Below are 25,161 nucleotides of genomic sequence, written 5' to 3'. Positions count from 1 at the left end.
ACACATGACGGTGCCGCTGATCGACGGAGCAATCCTGGCGCGCGCGAGGGAATGGGTAAGGCTGTTGGCCTCGGGAGATGCCGATGCTGCCGACATCGCAGCCTTGAAGGACTGGCTGGGAGAGCGGCCCGAACACGCCCGCGCGTTCGAACGCGAGCGAGGCTTCTGGCAGGACTTGGAGCCCCATCGATCCCTGTTCGCGCCGCGCTCGATTCCTGCGACGAGGGCGCATGGGCGCGCGCCACATCGACTACGCCGGCCGTCGCGACGTTTCGTCGCAGGTGCCGTTGCGGCCTCGTTGCTGCTGGCCGTGACGGGGGCGGATATCTTGCTCCGCCTGCAAGCGGACCATATCACCGATCGCGGAGAGGTGCGGGGCGTGCGCCTGTCGGATCGCTCCACGGCGATGCTGGACGCGAACTCCGCCATCGCCGTCCACTATAGCAATACCGAGCGCCGGATCGAGCTGCTGCGCGGCCGTGTCTGGTTCGACGTCGCGCATGATGATGCCCGTCCCTTTCGGGTAGCCGCCGGCAGCGGCGTGATCGAGGACGTCGGTACCGCGTTCGAGGTCACGGAAGGACACACTATGCAGGTTGCCGTGTCCCAAGGCGCGGTCCGGCTCTTGGGCAGCGACGAACCGTCGGCGGTGACGCTGACGGCGGGGCAGCGGGCCGATTTGGCAGGTGGCATCGTGTCGCCCTTGCCCGCCGTCCTGCCCGGCCGGATCGCCGCGTGGCGGCACGGCGAGCTTCTGATCGACGATATGCCGCTCAATCAGGCTATCGCGCTCGCCGGACGCTATCGGCCCGGATTGACGCTGGTGTGGGCAGACCTGTCCGCCAAGCCGCACGTCAGCGGCGCGTTCAGGATCGCGCAAGCCGACGAGGCCGTGATTGCGATGGCGACGAACGCCGGCGTGAACGTCGCACACCTGCCGGGTGCGATGATCCTCTACTGAAAAATTCCATAGGCATGGGTTGGGTAAGTCGGGCCAGCACCAGTCTCATCCATGCCCCGCCGATGATAATGCGTCGCAGGGGCAGGTGTCGCACGGGGCGACGTTCTTGCTTGGGGGATATATGTTTCTGCTGCCGTCGCGCTTCAGCCTTCTTCTCGCCGCCACGGCGTCCACCGCTATCCTTGCCACGCCGGTCGCAGCTCAAGCGTCATCCGAGCGCAGCTTCGATATTCCCGCCTTGCCGCTCAACGAGGCCGTGCGCCTCTTCATGCAGCAGTCGGGTGTTCAGGTGACCTATTCCAGCAATGACGGTGCCGGCATCAGGACGACCGCGGTGCGTGGTCGCCTGGCGTCGGCCGCTGCGCTCAGCCAGCTTCTCGGCGGCACCGGCCTGACCTTCCGCTACCTGACGGCAAACTCGGTCGCCCTTTCGCCAGCACCACAAGCTGCCGGAAATGCCATCCAACTTGGCCCCGTGCAGGTGGAGGGACAAGGCGATACGATCGGCATCGCCGATCGCGGTCCCGCGACCGATCCGGGCAAGAGCGAGGGCGAGCGATCCTACGCGACGCCGATCGTCACGACGGCGACCCGCCTCAACCTGACGCCACGCGAGACGCCCCAGTCGGTGTCCGTCGTCACCGAACAGGCTATCCGCGACCAGAACCTGTTGTCCGTCACGGACGTGCTTTCGACCGTCACCGGCCTCAGCGTCATGAACGGCCTGACCGACCGGACATGGTTCTATTCGCGCGGCTTCATCGTCAACAGCTTCCAGTTCGACGGCATTCCGACGATCATGGACAACATCACCCAGGCAGGCGAGGCGCTGTCGGATACGATCTGGATCGATCGCGTCGAGGTGGTGCGCGGTGCGACCGGCCTTCTGAGCGGCCCTGGTGAACCATCGGCCGCGGTGAACCTCGTGCGCAAGCGTGCCGACAGCCGGGTATTTGCCGGCAGTTTCACTGCGGCGGCGGGATCATGGAACAACTATCGCGGTACGTTCGACCTAGCCGCACCCCTGACGGCCGGCGGGGGGCTGCGTGCTCGCGTCGCGGGCGCCTATCAGAACCGGGAATCCTTTACCGATCTCTACAAGAACGAGAAGGTGGCGATCTACGGCACGGTCGAGGCCGATCTTGGTGCGCGCACGACGGCAGCCATTTCAGTCAGCTACCAGGAGAACAATCCGAAGGGCAGCGCATGGGCTGGCGTACCGCTGCTGTTCGAGGACGGCACGAAAGCACGTTGGAGCCGATCGCAGACCACCGCCCCGCGATGGGCGCGATGGGATACGTCGAGCCGCTTCGTCCACCTCGACGTGGATCACGATCTGGGCGGTGGCTGGATCGCGCACGGCAAATACGCCAACGACAAGGGCAAGTTCGATACGCGACTTCTGTACGTCTATGGCGCATACCGGTCCGCCTCTGCGATCGGTGCGGGCGGGCTGGACCTCTTTGCCTATAGCGACTTCGGCTATCGCCGACAGGATGCGCTCGATCTTTATGCCACCGGCCCATTCACCCTGTTTGGACGCCAGCATGAGCTGTCGTTCGGCATCCAGGGCATCGATCGCCGCTTCAAGCTGTCGCAGCGTGCCGCGACGCCAGCCAGCAACGAGGGGATCGGCGATCTGCGTGAATGGGACGGCTCCTACCCTGAGCCAAGCTTCGGCACGGTCACGCTCCGGAACAACGACCGCACGAAGCAGCGCAGCGCCTATGTGTCGTCGCGCTTCAGTCTCGCGTCCGGGCTGACGCTGATCGCCGGTACCCGGTTGACCCACTGGAAACGCGATCAATACTACCGCGCACGGACTTACCGCTACGAACCCGACCTTCAGGTCATCCCCTATGCGGGCCTGGTGGCAGACCTCACCGGGAACGTGTCGGCCTATGCCAGCTACACGGAAATCTTCAATCCGCAGAACTTCCAGGACCGGAACGGCCGTTACCTCGATCCGGTTCAGGGCGAGAACTACGAAATCGGCGTGAAGGGGGCCTGGTTCGACAACCGCCTCAACGCCTCCGTCGCGCTGTTTCGGCTGAAGCAGGACAATGTCGCCAAGCAGGACGGGAGCGCGCTGGTGGATGGCACGATCTACGCCGCCTATATCGCGACCGATGGCGTGGTATCGAAAGGGATCGAGGCGGAGCTGGCGGGCGACATCACCCCGCGCTGGCGCGTCACGCTAGGCTATTCCTACAACGATGCGAAGGACCCCACCGGTGCAAGGGTCGTGCCGGATATCGCGCGCACCCTGTTTCGCGGCTTCACCTCCTACCGGCTGTCCGATGACCCGAACGGCCTGTCGTTTGGCGGCGGGGTTACATGGACGGGGAGCCGCCAGGTCAACGACATCTTCCCCGGCAATTCCACCGTGTCCTACACCGTTCGCGAAGCCCCCTACCTTCTCGCCAACCTGTTCGCCAAATATGACCTGAACGAGCGCCTCTCGGTACAGGCCAACCTCAACAACCTTTTCGACAAGCGCTATTATGTCGGCATCAACAGCGACGGGCAGGGCTGGTTCGGAGAGCCACGCAGCGTGATGGTGACGCTGCGCGGCCGCTTTTAAAGATTGATGTCTTGAACGTAGGGACCCGGCTGCAATCGGCGATGACCGAGCCCCCGGCGGTCGAGGCTGCCGGGGCTGCGTCGTCATATCCGCAGCGCTACTCGGATCGGCCCATGAGCATCCGCTCCCGGCTCTTCGGTACTGGGGGCGTGACATTCGTCGCGCTTGTCCTGCTGGGCGGAGCGGTGTTCACCTGGACGACCTATCGACCGGCGCCACCGGCACCTGCGCTGGCGGTGTTCGACGTGGCGCCGCCTGCGGCCCCACCTGCGCCACGACGAGAGGTGAAGCCGGGCCCCAAGAAGGAGCGCAAGGAGCGTGAAAAGCCGATAGTGGAACAGCCTGTGGCCGAGCCGCCATTGCTACGAATGCCTTCGACAAATCCGGCCTCTTCCGTCACCGTCAAGCCGGTGCCTGATCCCGGCCCGCCGGTAAAGGAAACGACCGCCCCCGAGGCCAGGCCGGTGCCGCCCGCCCCGCAGCCCTCGAACGTCATTCCTAGCTGGCAAGGCCAGGTACTGGCGGCGCTCAACAAGGTGCGCCGTTATCCGCGCGAGGCCAGCTTCCGCCACGAGCAGGGCGTACCCTATATTCGCTTCGTCATGGATCGCACTGGCAAGGTGCTGTCTTCCCGCCTCGAACGCTCCTCCGGCATCCGGTCCCTCGACAGCGAGGCGATGGATCTTCCGAAGCGCGCGCAGCCGCTTCCCAAACCGCCTGAGGACATCATCGGCGCCACGATCGAACTGGTCGTGCCGGTCGCGTTCTTCCTGCGATGAGCCCCAACGCGAGTAGCGTCTTCCCGAAACGCCATGCCAGACGGTTTTCAGGAATGCCGAACCTTTCCCGCTCGCCCCTCCCAAACGTGTCGGTGATCGGTGGATCATACAGCGGCCGGGCGTGATTGAGCGGCGATCCATTCCGATAGGGCCACGCCGGTGAGCATCAACAGCGCCAACCCGGCGATCATCCCGCCGAGGGCCGTCCACCCCCATTCATCCGCGATCAGACCGCCTAGCGGCGGGCCAATCAAGGCACCACCGGCGCCGAACTGGGTCAGCAAACCATTGGCACTGGCGATGCGCGGGTCATGCGGGCTTTCAGCGCCTGCCAGGATCGGCAGTCGCGCAAACATGAGAGGAGATACGAGGCCGCTCAGCAAGACGGCTCCCACAATGAGAACGCTGGTCGTCGGCAGGTCGCTTGAACGGTTGAGGGCGAGCGGCACGAGAAGGGCCGTCCCCATAAGAGATGGCGTCGCAATCATGAGCAGGTGTCCCGTCGACAGCCGCCCCCGGCGGATCAGCAGGATCGCGAGGCCGGACGCAGGCAGTGCGGACAGCGATGCGATCGATGCGACCAGGCCCGCCCCGTCCAGCGCCGCTGCCCGTTCTGCCATCAGAAACGTCGGGAGCAGCATGGTCAGCGCGCAGAGGAAAAGCGTGTAGATGCCGAAGGCGAAGGTCGATACCCATGCCGCCGGAGCCGGCAGCACGATACGGCGTCGACTATTGTCATCCGCCGACAGGTCAAGACGGAGGATCGGGAGGATCGTCATTGCCAAAAGGCCCGCCCAAAGCACGATGATGCCTTGGGCGCCAAGCGGCGCAACGGCCAGGCTGGTGACGCCGCTGCCGACCGCAATCCCCACTGGTACGAAGCTACTCCACAAGGCCAAAGCACGGGCGCGATCGCGATCACTCGCGATTGCGGCAATGGTGGTTGGCGCAGCGATGACGGTGAGTAGATATCCTATGCCCTCCACAGCACGTGCCCCGAACAGCATGCTACGCGTCGGGGCTAATGCCTCCAACAGGCTCGCCGCTGCCAATATCGTCACGCCTGCCAGGAGCGATCGACGGCAACTGATCCAGCCAAGCGCCAATCCGGCCACGAAGCCCAGCAGGCCACCGCCGACTTCCAGCAGCGAAATCAAAAGCCCGGTGGCGGGAAGCGACAGATCAAAGCGATCCTGCAGCAACGGAGCGATTGCCGAAAATTTTGCGAGTTGAGCCGCGGCGAGAACGCCGACCAGCCAGAGGAAAATGATGGTGGGCCAACGTCCTTGCATGCCGCCCAATTACGGATTGTCGCAACGCCCGCCCACGAAAAAGATATGCGTCACTCGATCGTGGTGGTGAGGCGGCCGATGCGACCGTCCGCCAACGGCACCGTCTCCCACTGCATCAAGCTGGGGCGCACCACGACGACGTTGCTGTCATTGTAGCCGGTATGGAAGCGAAGCCGCTGACCGGGCTGTTCGAACCAACCCCGATCGCGAAGCCCGGCCTCGGCCGCCACGATCTCCGGACTGGCGAACGGCCACAATGATCTTCCAATGAAGTCGTCCGCGTGCGAGGCCCAGCCCGCTACCCGGGACGGCGACGCCGCCAGCAGTCTATGTGTTGCGTCGCATACGAGATGCACGGCCATTGTCGAACCACAAACCAGCCGCCGCAAGGCAGCGTCGGCGTCATTGTTCGCCTTAGCTGCGATCATCGCGAATATCCGCTCGCGGTGCTGGATCTCAGGCTCGTGGGTGCCGCTTTCCCATCGCGATACGGTGCCCTGCGACACACTGAACAATTCTGCGACATGGCCCTGCTTGATGCCGTTGAGCCGACGGAACCGATGCAGCGCCCGCCCCACAGGAAGGTCCAGTATCATGAGGGCACCATAGCCTATATGCGGGCCAAATCTTCTTCAAAATAGCTTCGCAATGGTGAAGGTGCTCGCAGGCGCCGTATTGCGATTGATTCGCATTTTGCGCTATGCGTCGTTCAATGCCGACCAACGCCCTTGCTCTCTCGCGCCTGCTGTTGAGCGAACGCTCGACCTGGCTGCGCGTCGTGGAGCGGATCGTGCGGGACAGGGCGGCGGCCGAGGATGTCACCCAGGGGCTGTGGTTCAAGGTTCAGACCGTGCGCGACGATCCGCCGATCGACAATCCACGCGCTTATCTGCGTCGCCTGGCGGTCAACGCGGCGACCGATGAGCTTCGTGCCTCCTCACGTCGGATGGAGGATATACAGGAAGAGATCGAACATCTCCTTTGGGTCGAGGACGATCGGCCCGCCCAGGACCGCATCGTCCTGAACCGCGACCTCGTCACACGCATCGATGCGGCCGTCGAGGCGCTTCCGGAGCCGACACGCGGAATTTTCCGACTGAACCGCGTCCATGGCGTGACGCAGCGTGAGATCGCCGCGCGCTATGGCATTTCTACCACGGTCGTGGAGCGCCACATCCGCCGCGCACTTGGCATCCTTTCCGACGTGCGAAGGGCAGAATGACCCCATTTATCGACCGCTCTGTTAGGAACAGCCTTTCTCTGAGCGTCCAACCTTATAGCAGGCCATGCAAGGCCAGCGGTCAGGATGCGACATGACTGGAAGCGTGCGCGATCGAGAAGAAAGGGCGGCTGAAGAGGCAAGCCGATGGATCGCCCGCATGGCGTCGGGCGATATGCAGCCCGATGAGCTCGAGCGATTCAAGGCGTGGCGCTCTGGCGACTCCCTTCACAACCGTGCGTTCGAGGAAACCCGTGCGATCTGGCGCGCTGTGGGAAGCAGTTCGAATAGCGGGGCCTTACCCTCGGCAAACCACCCTGCGGGCTCTCGCTGGCCAGTGTCCTCGCGACGTCGCTTCCGCCGCATAGCGATCACCGGCGCGGCCGCTATGGCCTTGGTGGGACTTGTCTTCGGAGACGATCTGTCGATCATGTTGCGCGCCGATCACCGCACCGGCACGACCGTAGAGAGCCTCATGCTTGCGGACGGAAGTCGGGCGATGCTCGACGCCGGCACCGCGATCGGCATCTCCTACGACCAAAACGAACGCCGGATAGAACTGTTGCGCGGCGCCGCCTGGTTCGAGGTCGCTCATGGCGATCGGCGTCCGTTTCGGGTCGCGGCATTAGGCGGCGAGACGCAGGATGTCGGCACGGCCTTCGAGGTCCGGCGCGAGGCCACCGCCGTTTCGGTTGCCGTGACACAAGGCCGCGTCCAAGTCAGTGCGCCGGGCGCAGCCAATGGCATGGCGTTGAATGCATCCGAACGTGCTCGCTACACCCAAGGAGCGTCCCCCGTCAGAATGGCTAAGGCTGCCCCCGATATGATCGCGGCGTGGCGGCAGGGCGAAATCCTGTTCGATCGGGCCGATGTGCGCAGCGCCATCGCCACGATCGGTCGCTATCGGTCCGGCCCGGTATTCATCCTGGGGCAGCCATCTTCCCCCCGGCCCATCAGCGGCGCCTTCCGCGTCGACCGGCCGGAAGAGGCCATCGATGCCATTGCCGGCATGAACGGTCTTTCCGTCTCCCGTCTTGGCGGCATCGCCGTGCTGCGGCCATCAGACCAGAAATAATTTGCAGGGGTGTTAGGAACGCCCGGTTCGCCAGCGTCAGATAAGAGAGGCATCGCTATTGCGGCGCACTCTCATACAGGGGGCGCGGTCATTCCGTGCCTGGGCGTGGGAAGATATGATGAAGCATAAATTCGTTGGCCGCCGTACCAGCGCGTCTCGGCTGTTGCTCATGGCGTCGGGCACCTTGCTCGTATCGCTTGCAGGTGGCGCTCTGCCTGCGCAGGCGCAGTCCGGATCGAGTCAGATCATGCGGTCCTACGACATTCCGGCACAACCATTGAGAAGCGCGCTTCGCGACTATATGCGCCAATCCGGCGTCCAGGTCGGCTTTCCCAGCGAGATCGGGGAGCGTGTTACGACCTCGACCGTCACGGGGTCGTTCAGTGCGGCTGAAGCGCTGTCGCGCCTGCTGACGGGTACAGGTCTGACCTACCGCTTCACGGGGGCCAATACGGCCACCCTCGAACGCGCTCCCCAGGCCGCCGCCGGAGCGATCCAGCTTGGTCCCGTGCGAGTCGAAGGCAGCGACGGCACCAGTGGCGTCATCTTTGACGAGACCGCAAACCGCGTGCCTGACAGCGTGGTCGCAACCCGCTCGGCGACGGGCACCAAGACCGACGCGCCCTTGATCGAGACGCCGCAGTCGATCAGCGTCATTACCGCGACCGAAATTCGTGACCGCGCTTCCGAGAGCGTCAAGGATGCCGTCCGCTACAGCGCGGGGGTGCATGTCGGCGGCAGCAGCGGCAGTATCCGTTCGTTCGACAATGTCGAGGTCAGGGGCTTTGCGCCCACGCCACTCTACCTCAACGGCATCTACCTGCCCTATATCGGCGATCTGGGCGGATCGCCTCAGATCGACCCATATCTGCTTGAGAAGGTGGAAGTCCTGAAGGGCCCCACCTCGGTCCTTTACGGGCAGAACTATCCTGGGGGCATCGTCAACATGACGACCAAGCGGCCTACCCCGGAAGCGATCGGAGAGGTCGTCGCACGCACCAGCAACCGGGGCCAGGCCTATGGGGCGTTCGACCTGAGTGGTCCGCTGGATACCGGTGCCGGTCTTCTCGGCCGGGTCACCGGCGTCGCTTCCACGACCGGCACGATCGTCGATCACGTTCAAGAACGTCGGTTGCTGATCGCTCCGTCCCTCGCCTGGCAGCCGGATGAGGATACGAACCTGGCGCTGATCGGTCATTACCAAAGGGATCGGGGTCGTCCGGACTATCAGCCCCTGCCTTATGTCGGCACGGTGGTCCCCGCCGGATCGTACGGGCGCATCAGCCGCTCGCTGTTCAGCGGGGAACCAGGCTATAATGATTATCGCCGGGATCAGTGGGCGATTGGGTATGAAGCGACGCACCGCTTCAACGACGCTGTGACCATCCGGGCAAACGGTCTCTATCTGGGGGTCGATGATCGATATCGGACCTTCTTTGCCGGCGGGTATGTCACCGCCGCTGACAATACTCCCGACTATACGCAGATGCGTCGCAACGCCACGGACTATGCGTCGAATAACACGGTATTTGGCGCCGACACCAAGATCGAGGCCCATTTCACGACCGGCGCGATCAGTCATGAAACGCTCGTCGGCGTCGATTACCGCTGGTTCGACAATGATTACACGGGACGCTATGGCTTTGGTAATACGACGCTAAATCCGTTTCGTCCCGTCTACGGCAGCTATAACGAACCTCGGTTGGGTGCGCGCTGGGACAATCAGGTCGAACAGATCGGACTATATGTCCAGGATCGTATGCGGCTGGGTCCGGTGGTGCTGACGCTTGGTGGTCGCCAGGATTGGGCCGCGACAGATAATGACGATCTGCTCACCGGCATCCGGACGACGAACAAGGACCAGGCGTTCACGGGTCGGGTCGGCATGACCTACATCGCCGATAACGGGCTGGCACCGTATTTCAGCTACGCCACGTCTTTCATGCCCTACGCCGGCTTTGATGGTGAAAGCCGTCCGTTCAAGCCAACGACCGGCAAGCAATATGAGGCTGGCGTGAAGTTCCAGCCGAAGACGATCGACGCGCTGGTCACGATGTCGATCTACGACCTCCGGCAACAGAACGTCCCGACATATGATTTCTTCACCTATTTGCCGACTCAGAGGGGAGAGATACATGTTCAGGGAATTGAGTTCGAAGGCAAACTCGCTTTACGCAAGCGCCTCGATATCATCGCATCAGCGTCCTACACGAACTCCGTCTACTCCAAGGCGACCGATGGCACGGAAGGCAACAAGGTACGGTTCATGCCGCCGTGGCAGGCTGCGTTGTGGGCGAAATACGACCTCTCATCCGTAAATCTGTTCGGCGTATCGGCAGGTGTCGGCGTCCGTTACTCCGGCAGCGGGTATGGAGACGATATGAACACGTTCAAATATCCGTCCTATACGGTTTTTGACGGATCCCTGACCTACGACCTGTATCAGTCGCCACTCCATCTCGCGGGCGCCGAGTTCAGCGTCGTTGCGGAAAACCTCTTCGACCGTAAATACGTGTCCGGATGTAGCAATATCAACAACTGCTATTATGGTAAGGCGCGCCTGCTGACAGCAAGCCTTCGCTATCACTGGTGACGACACGAAGCCGGTGACGCTCTACCCATCCCATGATCGCGGCAAGACATGCCGATATTCAGAACGGCCTGCGAGCTGGCGCTCAAGGCTGTTCGGAGTCGGCAGTGTGGCGACCATCGCTCTGATGGTGGTGAGTGGCGCGCTGTTTACATGGACGACCTACCAAGCGGCACCGCCGGCTCCAGCTCCGGCGCTGGCGGTGTTCGAGGTGGCGCCACCCGCCGCCCCGCCCGAACCGGCACGTGAGATGACGCCGGGCCGCCGGCGGGAGCGCAATGAACGCCGTCCACCGCAAGCCGAACGCCCCATGGTCGAGCAGTCGCCACTGCGGATGCCGGTCGCGAATGCGATTCCGCCCCTCGAGGCGCAACCGGTGTTTGAACCCGCTCCCCCGGTGAAGGAAGCGTCCGTCTCCGAGGCCAAGCCGGTACCGCCGGCCCCACAGCCGTCTAATGCTGCGCCAACCTGGCAGGGACAGGTGCTGGCCGCACTGAATAAGGTCCGCCGTTACCCACGGGATGCGAGCGTTCACCACCAGCAAGGCACACCCTATATTCGCTTCGTCATGGACCGCAACGGCAGGGTGCTATCTTCACGCTTGGAGCGTCCATCTGGCATTCGCTCGCTTGATGTCGAGGCGATAAGCTTGCCCAGGCGTGCAGAACCTCTCCCCAAGCCTCCCGATGAGGTCAGGGGCGATACGATCGAGTTGATCGTGCCGGTCGAATTTTTCATGCGTTGAGACGCGGCCTGTAACCGACGCAATTCCTAAAACGGGAAGCCTGACCGGTTTCGGGAACATCAGATCGCACCCATTCGGCCATCCCCTACCCCGCCATATCACTGATTTTCAACGCATTCGCGAAAACGCCAATGACGAGTGGTTGCACTCATTGGCGCCACATACCGGCATCACACGCGGTTTGTAATTTGTGTCCTGTGCTACCCGATCAAACCATTTTGCAGCAGTCACCGACGCTACAATATCGACTGCACCACGGTTGACGCCCCCATCTCGGCGGAGGGCGGAAACGTATGGGCCGCCCCGTCGGCACGCGGTTTGTGTCAACTAATCTGATCAGTCTGCGAGAACGTATCCGGCCTTTTGACGCAAGGTCATTGGCCAAGATGGAGAACCGCGTGTCCCGATCCCCATAAAGGGGCCGGCATCGAATGCCATTTTACGCCATAGGGTTTCAGGACACCGGTCGACTGTCAGGCCATCTGTCACTTACCTCCCGCAGACATCATCCAGCCAGTGCGCGGGTAGCACCGGCCGATCCCGTTCAAGCCGCTTGCGCGACTGGTTCGTAGGTGCGTTCCTGACGCAGCAGTGCCCAGACGATGCGCGCCATTTTGGCGGCCAGCGCCACGACGACGGTGTTGGCGTGGGAGCATGACCGCAGGCCGCGTAGCCAGGCAGCGAGCCGCGTATCGCTTGTGCTCATGGTCGGCAGCGATGCACGAGCCCCCTGGATCAGGTTCTTGCACAGATAGCGGCTGCCGCGCTCGGTGATGCCGAGCAGCCGCGGCTTGCCCCCGGTCGTCGCCTGCCGTGGCACCAGGCCCAGCCACGCGGCAAGGTCGCGACCACGCTAGAAGGTTCGCGCATCGCCGACCGCAGCCACCAGCGCGGTCGCATTGAGTGCTCCGATCCCGGAAATGGTCAGCAGTCGTCTTGTCCGCTCATCCGTCCGTGCCGCATCGGTGAACTCGGCGTCGAGGTCCGCGATCCGCTCGTCGAGAACTGACCAGCGCAGGCGCATGTCACTCACCAGCCGGTGGATGCGAGGGCCGAGGACCGGCTCGTCACCATTCAGCATCTCACTTAGCCGCACGGCCAGCTCTGCGCGACCTTGCGGCACGATGTGACCGCGTTCGAGAAGCGAGCTTCGGATCTTTTTCATCAACGAGGTCCGGTCTCTGACGAGCTGGTCGCGGATGCGGTGCAGCGTCTGCATGTCGAGCTGGTCCTCGGTTTTCAACTTGACGAACCGCATGGTCGGCCGGGTCGCCGCTTCCGCGATCGCTTCGGCATCACGATCGTCGTTCTTCTGTGCCTTGACGTAGGGGCGGACATATTCCGGTGACATCAACCGCACCGCATGCCCGTGTCGTGCCAGAGCGCGACCCATGTGATGCGCACCCCAACAGGCTTCCATCGCGACGACGCAGGTCGGCAAGGTCGCCGCGTAGGTGATAACCGTCTCGCGCCGCATCCGCCGGCGCACGACGACCTTGTCCGTCGCATCCAGCCCGACCACGCTACAGCTGTTTTTGCTCAGATCGATCCCGAGAACCGATATGAACCGCGCCGGGTTTGTCGGAGGCCCCAACTCCTGAGAGGAAGGGGCTATGACGAGCAAGACGACGAACAAGTTTTCGCCTGAGGTGCGCGCGCGTGCGGTGCGGATGGTGCTGGACCATGAGAAGGATCACCCGTCGCGCTGGGCAGCGGTGGTATCGATCGCGGCGAAGATCGGATGTGCAGGCCAGACGCTGCACGAGTGGGTGAAGAAGGCCGAGATCGACAGTGGCGCCCGCGCCGGGGTGCCGAGCGATGTTGCCGCCCGGATGAAGGCGCTGGAACGCGAGAACCGCGAGCTGCGCCAGGCCAACGAGATCCTGCGTAAGGCGTCGGCGTATTTTGCGATGGCGGAGCTCGACCGCCGAGTGAAGTGATGGTGTCGTTCATCGACGCGCATCGCAAGGCGTACGGGGTCGAGCCGATCTGCCGGGTCCTGCCGATCGCCCCGTCCACCTATCATGCTCATGCAGCCAGGAGGATTGAGCCGACCAGACGGTCGGCTCGGGTTCGGCGTGACGATGCGCTCGGACCGGAGGTGCGCCGCGTGTTCGAGGAGAACTTCCGCGTCTACGGCGTGCGCAAGGTCTGGCGGCAACTGCGACGCGAAGGGTTCGACGTCGCTCGCTGCACTGTTGCCCGCCTGATGCGGGCGATGGGTCTGGCCGGCGTGATGCGCGGCAAGCCGGTGCGCACCACTGTCGGCGACAGGACGGCCCTATGCCCGCTCGACCGGGTGAACCGGCAGTTCCGCGCGCCAGCACCGAACATGCTGTGGGTATCGGACTTCACCTACGTCGCGACCTGGGCGGGGTTCGTCTACGTGGCGTTCGTCATCGACACCTACGCCCGCCGGATCGTTGGCTGGCGCGCCAGTCGGAGCGCACATGCCGGCTTCGTCTTGGATGCGCTCGAGCAGGCGCTACATGACCGACGGCCGATGCGGGGTGGCGGCCTCGTCCACCATTCCGACCGCGGCAGCCAGTACGTGTCCATCAAGTACACCGAGCGCCTGGCCGAAGCGGGCATCGAGCCGTCAGTCGGCAGCGTCGGCGACAGCTATGACAACGCTTTGGCGGAAACCATCAACGGCCTCTACAAGGCCGAGGTGATCTACCGCCGCGGGCCGTGGCGAAGCTTCGAGGCGGTCGAGTACGCCACGCTGGAATGGGTGGACTGGTTCAATCATCGCCGGCTGCTCGAGCCTATCGGCAACATTCCGCCCGCCGAGGCCGAAGAGCAATACTATGCTGCCGCGAACATCGTCGATATGTCAGCGTGACTCACATCCAACGGCCTCCGGCAAACCCGGCGCGGTTCAGCTTCCAGCGGTTGTAGAGCGTCTTGTAGGGCCCGTAGGCGCTGGGTGCATCGCGCCAGCGCAGGCCGTTGCGGTTCACGAACACGATGCCGCTCAGCACCCGCCGGTCATCGACCCGCGGCTTACCGTGGCTCTTGGGAAAGAACGGCCGCAGCCGCTCGATCTGCTCGTCCGTCAGCCAAAACAGGTCGCTCATCCCGGTCTCCTCGCGGAGCCTGAATCAGATCCCGACGCTCACATCAATGGGTCCTGACCCTAGGCTTGTTAGCGGCCGCTTTGGTCACGGTGGCGCGCCCTCGGGCCTTTGGCTTGAGGCTCATATACGCCTCAACTACCTCCAACGGGGTCATGCGCGCGTAGCGCTGCCTTTCCGCTTTCTCGTCCTCCCCATCCTCCTCATCCCATTGCTCGGGATTGGCCGAGACATTCGCCGCCGTCTGCGCAAACATGGGGGCTGGCGTCGGAGCTACGATTTGTGCAGGCGAAGGAGCCGCCGCGCCAAGGGGTCGCATAATGGTCGCCGCGACGGCCATTCGATTGGCCATGTCCTGCAACGCCGGATCGGCGTACGACGCCGCGGCCGCCGCTCGCGCCTGACACATGATCTGACGGGCGGCCTCACTCCGGTCGCCGGATTCGTCGATACCCACGCGGCGCAATAAGTCTCGCGCTTCCTTCAGCAGATGCTCGGGCAATTCGGGGGTTCGGCCGAGCATCGCATAGAGATGCCCGCGTGCGTCGTCGTTCAAGTCGGCAAAGCGGCTGTCGAAGCCGCCAACATAATCGATTCCCAGAAAATCAGTGAAGCCATTGTCGGCAAAATCGCGGTTCACCGCGCCATAGATGGCCCGCATCTGCGCGAAGCGTTCCGCGACATGGCCTTCGCCGTCCTGCTGGATCGACTGGTGCTGATAGGCCAGCATATTCCGGTAGCGGATCATCTCCTCCTGAAATATGGCACTGGCTTGGTCGGCGGTAAGGCCGTCTCGCTCAATCTTCTCGTACAGGCTCATCTGCACCGTCTCGCTCTGCCCGGTCATCGCGACCGCGCGTCGACGCGCGACCGGCTGGTCCTTCGTCAGAAGGCTGACCATCATCACTACGGTTATAGGTTTTGCGCTCGCTGGCGCCAAACGCAGTCTTCGCCGCCACCAATAGACCGCACTGCGGCGGGTGACGTTCTCGATCGCTGGCATCAGGGACTGGCTCCATCGACTGGCGTCAGTTGACGCCACTGCGATGGTTGAATCCCTGCCAAGTTACCGAAAACCGCAGTTTTCCGTCCCCTTAGCTGGGGCACTCAGTGCTTGGCTGGGGCGGCAGGATTCGAACCTGCGTATGACGGTACCCGGCGCCGGTTCGTGAACGACGTCCTCGCGCGGCAGGTGCCCCGGCGAGCCGCGGACCGGTCCCGGCCGCGCCGCTATACTGGCCGCAGTGACATCGACCACCGGAGTGTCACGCTCCGTCTCCAGCTCTTCCAATGCGAGTTCGAGCTGCTCGATCTCGCGGCCAAGCTTTTCGGACGAGACGCCGAACTGCATCCGCCGCAGCCGGGCGATCTGTCCGCGCAGGGTATCGATGAGCAGGTCGCGGGCGGCCAGCGCGGCATTGGTCCGAGCGAGCGAGGTCTCCAGCGCGGCGGCATCAGCAGGGGAAACGGACGATTCCGACACCCGCATTTCATAGCAGATTGCATGGCAACGGGCGAGCAAAAGCGGCGCAAAACCGCCGTTCTCTCCCAGCCAGTGTTGGCGTGAACGTCCGCTCGGGGCGTCGCCAGTCACCGGCCAGACGAAGCGGCCACGGTCCAGGCGCTTGGAAAACAGGCACAGACCCTGCCCATCGAACCAAAGCAGCTTGACCAGATGACCACGCTTGCCACGGAACGCGAACAGCGCTCCGGAATGCGGGCTCTGCGCCAGCACCTGCTGCACCAGCACCGCTAGGCCATCGAACCCCTTGCGCATGTCGGTCACCCCGCACGCCAGAAACACCCGCGTCGGTAGCGGTGTCGGGCTCATCGCAGCATCGACAGCACCCGTGTCAGCGCGCCTGCATCCACGCCCGCGTCGACGCTCACCCGCACACCGCTCGGCAGTTCGATGAGGATGAGCCCCGTAGAACATGCCGCCGTCTGCGGTGCTGGCAGGATGGGCTCGGCAATCTGGACCTTGGCGAACACCGGCAACGAAGGCGCGACGCCCGCTAGCGTGCCCTCCCGCAACTGCTTGCGCCAGGTATAGATCAGGCTGCTCGACACCTCCCGCCGCGCGATGACATCGCAGACCCGACCCCCCGGCCGGTACACCTCCGCCAGGATTTCCAGCTTCTCCGCATCCGACCATTGGCGCCGGCCTGACACTTGGCCGACCACCTCCATCCAACCAGTCATACGAGTGCTCGTATGACTGGTCGTAGAACCTGCAACTTCCCGCACCGCCTGCGCCCCCGTCAAAGGCGTAAGCATCCTCGCAACCAGCGCTACAGCAAGGCGGCCTCCAGACCGCGCTTACGGAACAACCGCGTGCTCTATTCTTCACCGTTTCTTCTCGCAAACAAGCGTAGCCAATCGGCGTCAACCTGTCGATTACGCCTCAGGCTAAGGTTGCCATGCGCCAAGCGCATGGCAACCTTCAGCTCCCGAAATTGGTACCTTCAAAAGTCGAAAGGACCATGCTCTCGCCTTGCAATTTGAATATATGAGGCAAAGTCGGAGATTGTGTAGCTCTTGCTGCAGTTTTATGACCCACGCACGAATAGTGGACCGCTGACGCGGGTCTGAGCATAGCGTGCGTTATAACCAACGCCTTCGCTGACGAAACCGACGAAGCTTATCTGATCCGATGCTTTGCTTCTCGATCCTGCGAAGGCGGTCGCCGCTTTCTGCCCACGGTCGAAGAACGCGACGGCGACCGACTGCAGATCGACATCTGCGATGTTTATGTCAGTTACACCGAGCAGAGGCGAGGTCACGCCGCCTTGATTAGCGTTGCCGGTCACAAATCCAAACAGCCGGTCGCCCTTCGGCCCGATGACCGGGCGCACCGACATTTCTAATAAGGTGCCGTCGCTACTCTTCCATCGTCCATCGACGGGATCAGACAGCTCCGTTCCCGTCTCCGCCATTTGCTCATGAAGCCACTTCATCAACTCGCTCGGACCGTCGGATGCATCGGCCTTCGGCAGATAGGTGAGTTTGTCGATGTAGTTGCCCACCACGATCCCGTCGAGGTCCAGCGTGGCGATCATCGCGTGGTTCAGAAGAAGGGTCGGCTGACCGTTGTTCAACGCGACTTGACCGCCAAGGCCTGAAGCCCAGTGCCAACTCGCGTCGCCAGGTCCGGGGTCGGTCGAGTGCCAGCAGATGGTCAACGCCACGGCCTGACCGGCCGACGAGGTAGGTTCTGTCGGATCACAGGCTCCGTAAACCACATATGTTCCTGTCGACCCGGTATGCGACTTGTAGGTCCCGTAAACCTGTCCATCGGCGGTCTGCGCAAGTTCCATCGTCGACCCGTAGTCGTTCGTCCAGGTGCCCCGAACACTCATGTTTCATATCCTTTCGAAGGTATAAATCGACTCTCGCTCAGCCAAGGCAGCGCCCTAAAGTCGGGTCGGCGACCGGCGGTGCAACGAGTCCGGCGTCGCTGCTTGCGGTGATGATCTGGGGACCATTAGGTCTGTTGAAGAGGTACACGCCCCGTGGCTTAAAGGAATATGCGCCAGCCGTTCCGCACTGCACGACCTCATACGCGTAAACGCTGTAACAATATTCCATCAAGACCGAGCCGACCAGGATCATCTGGCTTAATCCATCGAGCGGAGCGAACTGTGGGATATAGGTCCCCTTCCCTTCCCCTTCCTCGATGAGAACGTTATAAATGTCCTTATTGATGGTTATCATGCCTCCCAGACTGCCGGGAAAGGTGATCCTGACATTAGGGAAGCCTTGCGCCTTGATGATACTGAGGGTGTTGTTCATGATCGTCGGATCGCCCTTGAATTGTGACGACCCACTATCCAGCGCGAAGAAGCCACCAGAAGCGACCTTTTGGTTTCCAACGTAAAAGTCTTGGAACTTGCTCGACCAGATGTACTCGGCACCCTTATAAATGCTGTACACTTCCCATGGCAGGAATATGCTGCCCTTGCCGATCTTGCTTTGATCGAAGCCACCAATTTGGCAGCTTCCTTGGTGGGTGCCGTAGGGCCAGTCGAAAGAAATAAAGGGGAGCCGAGGTGATATGAGGCCGTTATTCATCATCGTCTGTACGATGAACGAACTGCCCTGGGCGGTATAAGCGCTGCTCGAGGGCAAGCCCAGCCCGCCGTCCCAATCGATTTCGGCGAATTGCGTACCCTCATAATAGGAAGAAAGAGCAAGGTCGAGATCGATACCGCTCCCGTTTGGCAGATGCAGGGTATCACGTCCGACCTCGACGTTCATCGAGCCCCAAGGGCCAAAGTTGAACTGCCTGTCCAGACAGTCCGTAAATTTGAAACTGGTTGATTTCTCCCAATAGAATCGGCTGTTTCCATAGTGCTGACACTTGTCCGGCGCGCACAGGGATGACGTCGTCCAAACCGTGTTTGTTCCGGTATCAAGGGCGAACTTGATCGATTGTGCCGGGGTGCCCAGTCCGAGTTCCGCATACCAAGGGGCCGCGCCGTTGTTCTGGAATGGCCCCTTGGCCATCGGGAATATCACACCGTCGAGGTTAATATCCGTCATCACCAATCTCCTAGATCGTAGGTGGACCATTGCCTGACAGACGCAAATGAGGTTGTAGCGAAGGGCAAGGCACAGCGTCGCAACGCTAAGGTATTGAAACCATGCCTGCGGACTCTTGCATTGATCCAGATGGATACTGCATCGATTTCCGCGCAGCCGCCTACTACCCGCATGGGTAGGACCACCGAGACAACGCATTTACTTGGATATCTGTCTATCGGGATGCTGACGACATCAGTATCTTGTTATTTCGAGGCCGTCGTGGCCGCCCACCGCAGCGAGCGGCAAGGCGGCGAGATGGGGCGGTTAGGAAGGAAAGGAATGCCTGAGCGCAGATTGCAGGCCGACTCACAGACAATGTTTCAGCTGAAGTTGGAGGCGCCGCGGAAGCCCTCCAGCCTTGTCGATCGTCCGAGGTTAATAGCTGCGCTGAACGCGATCGCAGGTTGTCGCCTAGTGCTGCTGTGCGCCCCGGCCGGCTTCGGAAAGACGACGCTTCTATCGCAGTGGCGCGACCATTGTCTTGAGCGAGACGATTTTGCCGCGTGGCTGACGCTGGATGAGGCGGACGCGGACGCGCATCTCTTCCTTGGTGGTGTGATCCGCTCCCTGTCGGCGGCTGGCCTGCAGATGGGCGGGATGGCCAATCAGGCTGAGCACGGTCTTAACGAACTGACCGTCGATGGAATTCTGCACGAACTGGTGGCGTTGATAGAGCGCTCAGACCGGCAGGTCCTTCTCCTCCTCGACGATTATCACCGAGCGGCGAATCCCTTGCTCGATCGGCTGCTCGATCGTTTGATTCTACTCCTGCCAAACAATTGCCAGCTAGTCATGAGCACCCGCCAGCGACCGGATATCGCGATCGTCCATCTGCTCGGGTCCGGTGCGGCGGTCGAGATGACGGGCGATATGCTGCGGTTCACCACATCCGAGTCCCGGCAGATTTTGGGCCTGGAAGAGCCCGACCGCTCCCACGATGGCTTGATGGAGCGAATCGAAGGTTGGCCGGTGGCACTGCAACTTGCGCGTCTGCTGACCCTGCAACAGCAGGCTGGTCCCGCTGCGCTTGCCCGACTTTCCTCGCGTGGTGGCCATTTATGGGCCTTTCTGACCGATCAGGTTTTAAACGGTCTCGACAACGAATGTGTCGATTTCCTGCTCGACACGTCAATCTTGGAGAAGTTCAGCGCTGAAATCACCGATGCGATGCGAGAGCGCACCGACAGTTGGAGGATCATGGCGCGGCTCGAGCCGCTTCAGTCGCTACTCACGCCATTGGACAGCGAAGACATCTGGTATCGATACCATCACTTATTTGCAGAATACCTGCAGGTCCAGCTCCGCCAGCGCCGGCCATCAGCGGTTGGACGACTGCACCTCAATGCGTCCCGAGCCTTCGAGCGCGCGGGTCTTCTGGTCGAGGCCGTGAGGCACGCGGGTCTGGCAGGAGATTATCAGCGTTGTGCGGAGCTGGTCGAACACGCGGGCGGCTGGCGTCTCGTTCTGTTCGGCGGCATGGCTCACCTCAACCAGCTGCTGGATTGCATTCCCCGCGCCGAACGGCTGTCACATCCCAGGCTACTGCTCGCCGAGGCCTACGTCCATCTCAAGATGGGCCGTATCGGGGAAGCGCGCTCGACGTTTGATCTAGTCGGACGAGATGTCACCGACCTTCCGTCGGAATGGGCGCAACTCGACGATGTCGAACGCGACGTTCTCAATATCGGCGTGTTAATCCGAACCTATGAGGACAATCGCATCGATCTTCCCTTTGTCGACTTCTTCAACGTCGTCCGGTCCCGGCTACCACACGCCGATGGCCTGACCCGCGGCGTATTCGATTGCGGTGCGGCCGTTGCCCATCTGGGCGTGGGCAAGCTCGAGGTGGCGGAGGATCTCGCCCGGCAGGCTATGACGGGCATGCGCGAAGCGAATTCCGTGCTCGGCCTGAACTATTGCTTTCTCCATGCCGGCCTCGCCTGCGCCTATCGCGGCGAATTGCGCAGTGCCCTGGCCTATCTTCAACGCGCCCGCGCCATGGCAGTCGAAAATTTCGGCTCCGACAGCGGTCTCAAGGCCATTGCCGAAACCTTGCTGGCGATGGTGCAGCTCTGGTGTGACGGACGGCCATTGGTCACCGATGAAGAGCTCGACGAATCCTTTCGCCACGTTTGCGACTATGATGGCTGGTTCGAAATCTACGCCGCCGGTCTCGACAGCCGCTTTCGCCTTGCCGTCCTGAAGCGTGACCTTACCGCTATGGACCGCGTCATCGCCGATGGCGAGGTGCTGACGAGAGAGCGCAGCCTTATCCGACTAGGCCACATGGTCGAGGCGCAGCGCTTGCTCCGCCATTGTTTCGCCTCAGACCATGCCGGTGCCGACGCGGCCGCGACCACTCTCCTCGGCCACTTCCCGCTCGGTGCCTGGCGGGATCACCCGGCCAGTTGGCGTCCCTATCAGGACGTCGGCCTCGCCCTCGTGACGCTGCTGCTGAAAACCAACGTTCGGCAGGCGTGCACCAGGGCTCGTGACGTACTCGAATGTGCGGAAGCGACGGGAGCAACGCTGTATGCGGTTCGCGCCCAGCTGCTGTTGGCCCGGGCAGAAAACTGTGCCGCCAGGCAGTATCAGGCACTGGTCCATTTGCGCAGCGCGGTCTCTGCGGCCGCCCGTGAAGCGATTACCTTGCCATTCCTCGAGCAGTCTGAGCTACTACCACTTTTCCGTCAGCTTAAGCGGGACTTGTGGGACAGTGGCGCTCCTCCGATCGAGGCGTCGTTCCTCTCCGGTGTCGAGGAGCGGCTGGCCGCGGCCGAACCGAATAAGGATAGCCCGATGGCAATGCTCAGCGCGCGCGAGCAAGAGGTCATCGTCGAATTGTCACGCGGGTTGACCAATAAGGAGATCGCGCGCGCCCTCGACATGACCGACAATACGGTCAAGTTCCACCTCAAGAACATCTTCTCCAAGCTTGGCGTCGATCGCCGTGCTCATGCCCTGACCGTCGTCAGGGATTTTCGATCGGGCAATCATCTATGACCTACCCATCTGGGCAGGGCATGTAGCGGTGCCATAAGCAGCAGGCCACCCACAGGGGCAGCTTGCCGGTCGGAGGAGCGTGGCGCACCCTTCTTTCAGGCACACAATGGCGATGGGGGGTTCAATGTTGCAGCACAGGGCTTGCCGCATGCTCGGCGGAGCGTCGGTCCTGATACTAGCGGTGATCGCCAACGTGGCGCACGCTCAGACCGCGCCGGCGATGGACGAACCTCCTACAAGTGACGATATCGTGGTCACCGCGCGCGGCCGCAGCGAAACCCTGCAGAACGCTCCGGTGTCGGTGACGGCCTTCTCCGGGAAGGCGATCGACGACGCCGGGATCAAGGACGTCTCCGACTTTATCGGCGTCACGCCGAATATCTCGATCGTCAAATCGCAGAGTGCAGGAAATTCCTTCGTCACGATCCGCGGCATATCGCAGGTCCGCAACGGCGAAAGCCCGATAGCGGTCGTGACCGATGGAGTCCAGCAGATCAGCGCTCGCCAGTTTACGAGCGACTTGTTCGACGTCGCGCAGATCGAGGTCCTACGGGGGCCACAAGGCGCACTCTACGGCCGAAACGCCATCGGGGGCGCGATTCTCATTACCACCAAACAGCCGACCAACGACTTCCATGTCGATACCCAGGTGTCGGCGGGCAATGGCGACGATTATCGCAGCGAGCTGTCGATCAGTGGCCCGATCGTCAAGGACAAGCTGCTGTTCCGCCTCGCCGGCAGCGCGCGGAATTTCGGCGGCCTGCTGATGAACGACTATCTCGGTAAGACCGCAGACTGGATGCATGACCGCAATGTCCGAGGGCAGCTCAAAGCGTTCCTCACCGACACCCTGACGGCCGATCTGTGGGCGAGCTACACCGACACCCGTGCGATCGGTGGCCAATTCCAATTCCAGGGTGCGAAATTCGCTTCGCCGACCTCATGCTTCCTCGATCAGACCAATCCGTTTGGTGGGCCAGCGCCCGATGCCGACCGCGTGTCCCGGCGCTTCTGCGCGAACAATCGCGGCGCGAACCATCGCAGGCTCGCCAATGTCTCGCTCAAGCTGGAGAACAAGGCGGACTGGGGCACGATCACCAACGTCTTGTCGTGGATCAGGGTCGAGGAATCACTCGCCGGCGACCAGTTTCCCTACACGGCCAGCCGGAACGTATTCGGCACGGACGGCACCCAGACCCAGTATGAAATCGACAAGTCCTGGCAGGACGATTTCCGCATCGCCTCGCCGTCAACCGATCGCTTCCGCTGGATGATCGGCGCCTATTATCTGCGAACCGACCGCTTCATCTCAACGACCACCGGCTTCGACAACGGCATGGGGATCGTACCGATCCGCTATACGCCGCAGTACAGCAGCACAATCAATCCGACATTGTCGTTCCTCGCTGACAACAACCACAACGAGGCCTACGCGTTCTACGGCAACCTGTCGTACGACATCGTTCCGGGGCTCGAGGCATCTGCGGCGTTCCGTTACGACCACGATCATCGTCACCAGATGATCAGCCCGCTCAGCAGCGCGGGGATACCCGCCGGATGCACCGCGGCCAGCACCGCAGCCTGTTCTCGTGAGGCCAGTTTCGGCCAGTCTCAGCCCAAGTTCACGCTTAGCTACAAGGCCAATACCCAGCTCACGCTATTTGCGGACTGGGGCATCGGTTTCCGGTCCGGCCAATTCAACCAGGCCGGCGCCGCAGCTGCAGCCAATTTGCCCGGGGCGTTCGACCTGGCGAAGGCGGAGACCGCCTCGACCACCGAAGCGGGTTTCAAGGCCAGCTTCCTCGACGGCAAGCTACGGGTGAACGGGACCGGCTATTATACGGTCGACAAGAACCCCTTCTATTTCGTCTTCGTCGGCTCCGTCGGCGCACAGATTCTGGTCAATGTCGACAAGGTCCACCTGTACGGCGGTGAGATCGAGGTCCTGTTCTCGCCGGTCAAGGGCCTCGATCTCTTCGGCAACTACGGATACACCCACAGCGAAATCAGGGAGTTTGCCTTCAATCCCGCCGATGTCGGCAATTGGGCACCCTATATCCCGCGCGACAGCGGGTCGATCGGCGCTCAGTATCGGCTCCCGGCAACGTCCGACACGAGCCTGTTTATGCGCGGCGAAGTCGAGCACCATGGCAAGCAATATTGGGATCCCGAGAATGCGACCGCGCGCTCGGCCTTCCAGCTCGTCAATCTCCGGGCCGGCATCGAGGCGCAGGACAGCCGCTGGAGCATAACCGGCTACGTCCGCAACCTGACCGACAAGGCCTATAACGCCGAGTTCGTCAGCGGCGGCTTCGTCCAGCCTGCAGAGCCGCGCACTTACGGCATCGAGTTGCGTAGCAGCTTCTGATCGCAAGGAGAGACATCATGCATATCGAAGGCAACGAGCCGCCGGCGACATCACCGCTCAAGTTGCTGTGGGTCAACCCGGTCAACACCCCGGATTATGACCAGGCGATTGCCGATCTCATCGCGTCGGTTAAGCTGCCGAACAGCGAAGTCCATGTCGTTTCGCTGGCCCTCCCGGAACCGATCCACCTGACCAATCTTGAGTGGCGCGTGTTCGAAAGCCAGATCTGGTTCCCGGTGACGGCTATCTCGCGTTATGCGGCCCAGAACGGGTTCGACGGCTATGCCATTGGCTGCTTCTACGACACCGCGCTCGATGAGGCTCGCGAGATCTCGGGGGATGCAGTGGTCTGCGCGCCATGCGAATCGGCGCTCAAGATCATCTCCAATCTCTGCAACCGCTTCTCGGTCGTGATCGGCGTCGAGAAATGGAAGGTGCAGATGGAAGAACGCATCCGCCATTACGGCTATTATGACCAACTGGCCTCTTTCCGAACCATTGGGCTCCACGTCGACGAGTTCCAGAAGGATCCGGCGAAGACCGCAGCGGCCATTCGCCTCGCGGTTGCGGAGGCGATCGAGATCGACAAGGCGGAAGCGATCATCCTGGGCTGCACGATCGAGTTCGGCTTTTACGCCGAGTTGCAGAAAGAGTTTGGCATTCCGATCATCGATGCGGTCTACGCCTGCTACAAATCGACCGAATATGCCGCGCTGAACAAGGTTCAGTTCGGGTGGAAGCCGAGCCGGCTCTACAGCATGGCGCCCCCCGATGCAGCACGATTGGAGGCGAGCGGTATCTTTGCCGGCGATCCACCGATTGGCCACCGGATCATCGTCCCGCGCACCTGATCCAGGCGTAACAATCTGAAGAAAACGGGCGGG

17 protein-coding genes, 4 pseudogenes and 1 other annotated feature are annotated in these 25,161 nt (G+C 62.2%); of the genes and pseudogenes, 11 read left to right on the top strand and 10 right to left on the bottom strand.

Annotation, left to right across the window (positions count from 1 at the left end; genetic code table 11):
- Nucleotides 1-4: 4 nt before the first annotated feature.
- From QE363_RS10075 to QE363_RS10065, 3 genes are read left to right on the top strand one after another with little or no spacing between them, the layout of a single operon-like run.
- Nucleotides 5-961 carry a FecR domain-containing protein gene (locus QE363_RS10075; RefSeq protein ID WP_309694869.1) on the top strand — a complete coding sequence of 319 codons (957 nt, stop codon included), beginning with the start codon at nt 5-7 and terminating at the stop codon, nt 959-961.
- 19 nt (nt 962-980) lie between these two features.
- Nucleotides 981-3,545: a TonB-dependent siderophore receptor gene (locus tag QE363_RS10070; protein ID WP_309694868.1), complete on the top strand. Its 2,565-nt coding sequence runs from the start codon at nt 981-983 to the stop codon at nt 3,543-3,545.
- A 41-nt stretch (nt 3,546-3,586) separates the two neighbouring features.
- Nucleotides 3,587-4,324, top strand: a complete 738-nt coding sequence (locus QE363_RS10065; RefSeq protein WP_309694866.1) for a TonB family protein — start codon at nt 3,587-3,589, stop codon at nt 4,322-4,324.
- Nucleotides 4,325-4,428: 104 nt separating this feature from the next.
- Here the strand turns inward: QE363_RS10065 and QE363_RS10060 are convergent, their stop codons facing one another.
- Nucleotides 4,429-5,616 (bottom strand): MFS transporter, encoded by a 1,188-nt coding sequence (locus QE363_RS10060; RefSeq protein ID WP_309694864.1) that lies wholly within the window; start codon nt 5,614-5,616, stop codon nt 4,429-4,431.
- 50 nt (nt 5,617-5,666) lie between these two features.
- Nucleotides 5,667-6,212: a helix-turn-helix transcriptional regulator gene (locus tag QE363_RS10055; protein WP_309694862.1), complete on the bottom strand. Its 546-nt coding sequence runs from the start codon at nt 6,210-6,212 to the stop codon at nt 5,667-5,669.
- A gap of 116 nt (nt 6,213-6,328) precedes the next feature.
- On the opposite strand from QE363_RS10055, the gene QE363_RS10050 reads away from it, so the two are divergent.
- The 4 genes from QE363_RS10050 to QE363_RS10035 all read left to right on the top strand — a co-directional run bounded on the left by QE363_RS10050 (nt 6,329) and on the right by QE363_RS10035 (nt 11,245).
- Nucleotides 6,329-6,838: a sigma-70 family RNA polymerase sigma factor gene (locus QE363_RS10050; RefSeq protein ID WP_309694860.1), complete on the top strand. Its 510-nt coding sequence runs from the start codon at nt 6,329-6,331 to the stop codon at nt 6,836-6,838.
- 64 nt (nt 6,839-6,902) lie between these two features.
- Nucleotides 6,903-7,910 carry a FecR domain-containing protein gene (locus QE363_RS10045; protein ID WP_309694858.1) on the top strand — a complete coding sequence of 336 codons (1,008 nt, stop codon included), beginning with the start codon at nt 6,903-6,905 and terminating at the stop codon, nt 7,908-7,910.
- Nucleotides 7,911-8,028: 118 nt separating this feature from the next.
- Entirely contained in the window at nt 8,029-10,503 is a 2,475-nt protein-coding gene (locus tag QE363_RS10040; protein WP_309694857.1) for a TonB-dependent siderophore receptor, read from the top strand.
- Between the two features lie 106 nt (nt 10,504-10,609).
- Nucleotides 10,610-11,245 carry a TonB family protein gene (locus QE363_RS10035; RefSeq protein WP_309694856.1) on the top strand — a complete coding sequence of 212 codons (636 nt, stop codon included), beginning with the start codon at nt 10,610-10,612 and terminating at the stop codon, nt 11,243-11,245.
- A 544-nt stretch (nt 11,246-11,789) separates the two neighbouring features.
- On the opposite strand, the pseudogene QE363_RS10030 reads toward QE363_RS10035, so the two are convergent.
- Nucleotides 11,790-12,809 (bottom strand): annotated as a pseudogene (locus QE363_RS10030) (IS110 family transposase).
- A gap of 49 nt (nt 12,810-12,858) precedes the next feature.
- Between QE363_RS10030 and QE363_RS10025 the strand changes: the two are divergent.
- Nucleotides 12,859-14,090, top strand: a protein-coding gene (locus QE363_RS10025; protein WP_309690612.1) for an IS3 family transposase whose coding sequence is annotated in 2 segments (ribosomal slippage) — nt 12,859-13,150 and nt 13,150-14,090 — 1,233 coding nt in all. Because the reading frame shifts where the segments join, the coding sequence is not laid out codon by codon here.
- Nucleotides 13,143-13,259, top strand: a sequence feature (AL1L pseudoknot). It overlaps the preceding gene by 117 nt.
- A 40-nt stretch (nt 14,091-14,130) precedes the next feature.
- Here QE363_RS10025 and QE363_RS10020 read toward each other — a convergent pair.
- The 7 genes and pseudogenes from QE363_RS10020 to QE363_RS09990 form a co-directional block, all read right to left on the bottom strand.
- Nucleotides 14,131-14,325 (bottom strand): annotated as a pseudogene (locus QE363_RS10020) (transposase); the annotation flags it as partial.
- A gap of 43 nt (nt 14,326-14,368) precedes the next feature.
- Nucleotides 14,369-15,325, bottom strand: coding sequence for a hypothetical protein (locus QE363_RS10015; RefSeq protein ID WP_309694854.1), 957 nt, complete (start codon nt 15,323-15,325; stop codon nt 14,369-14,371).
- 150 nt (nt 15,326-15,475) lie between these two features.
- A pseudogene (locus QE363_RS10010) lies at nt 15,476-15,811 on the bottom strand (transposase); the annotation flags it as partial.
- Nucleotide 15,812: 1 nt separating this feature from the next.
- A pseudogene (gene tnpB, locus QE363_RS10005) lies at nt 15,813-16,153 on the bottom strand (IS66 family insertion sequence element accessory protein TnpB).
- The gene (tnpA, locus tag QE363_RS10000) at nt 16,150-16,512 is read right to left on the bottom strand and encodes an IS66-like element accessory protein TnpA (protein WP_309694852.1); all 363 of its coding nucleotides are present in this window, start codon (nt 16,510-16,512) and stop codon (nt 16,150-16,152) included. Before tnpA ends, tnpB begins: the two are co-directional and overlap by 4 nt.
- Before the next feature lie 359 nt (nt 16,513-16,871).
- Nucleotides 16,872-17,681 carry an avidin/streptavidin family protein gene (locus QE363_RS09995; protein ID WP_309694850.1) on the bottom strand — a complete coding sequence of 270 codons (810 nt, stop codon included), beginning with the start codon at nt 17,679-17,681 and terminating at the stop codon, nt 16,872-16,874.
- 37 nt (nt 17,682-17,718) lie between these two features.
- Nucleotides 17,719-18,864 carry a pepsin-like aspartic protease gene (locus tag QE363_RS09990; RefSeq protein WP_309694848.1) on the bottom strand — a complete coding sequence of 382 codons (1,146 nt, stop codon included), beginning with the start codon at nt 18,862-18,864 and terminating at the stop codon, nt 17,719-17,721.
- A 261-nt stretch (nt 18,865-19,125) separates the two neighbouring features.
- Between QE363_RS09990 and QE363_RS09985 the strand changes: the two genes are divergently transcribed.
- From QE363_RS09985 to QE363_RS09975, 3 genes are all read left to right on the top strand, one after another.
- The gene (locus QE363_RS09985) at nt 19,126-21,909 is read left to right on the top strand and encodes a LuxR C-terminal-related transcriptional regulator (RefSeq protein WP_309694846.1); all 2,784 of its coding nucleotides are present in this window, start codon (nt 19,126-19,128) and stop codon (nt 21,907-21,909) included.
- Between the two features lie 148 nt (nt 21,910-22,057).
- A complete protein-coding gene (locus tag QE363_RS09980) occupies nt 22,058-24,277 on the top strand; it encodes a TonB-dependent receptor (RefSeq protein WP_309694844.1) in 2,220 nt (739 codons plus the stop codon).
- Nucleotides 24,278-24,294: 17 nt separating this feature from the next.
- Nucleotides 24,295-25,128, top strand: coding sequence for an aspartate/glutamate racemase family protein (locus QE363_RS09975; RefSeq protein ID WP_309694842.1), 834 nt, complete (start codon nt 24,295-24,297; stop codon nt 25,126-25,128).
- Nucleotides 25,129-25,161: the final 33 nt, after the last annotated feature.

Origin of the sequence: Sphingomonas sp. SORGH_AS_0870, from assembly GCF_031453175.1 — a bacterium.
Lineage (GTDB): Bacteria > Pseudomonadota > Alphaproteobacteria > Sphingomonadales > Sphingomonadaceae > Sphingomonas.
This window is presented reverse-complemented; position numbering and strand designations above follow the sequence as displayed.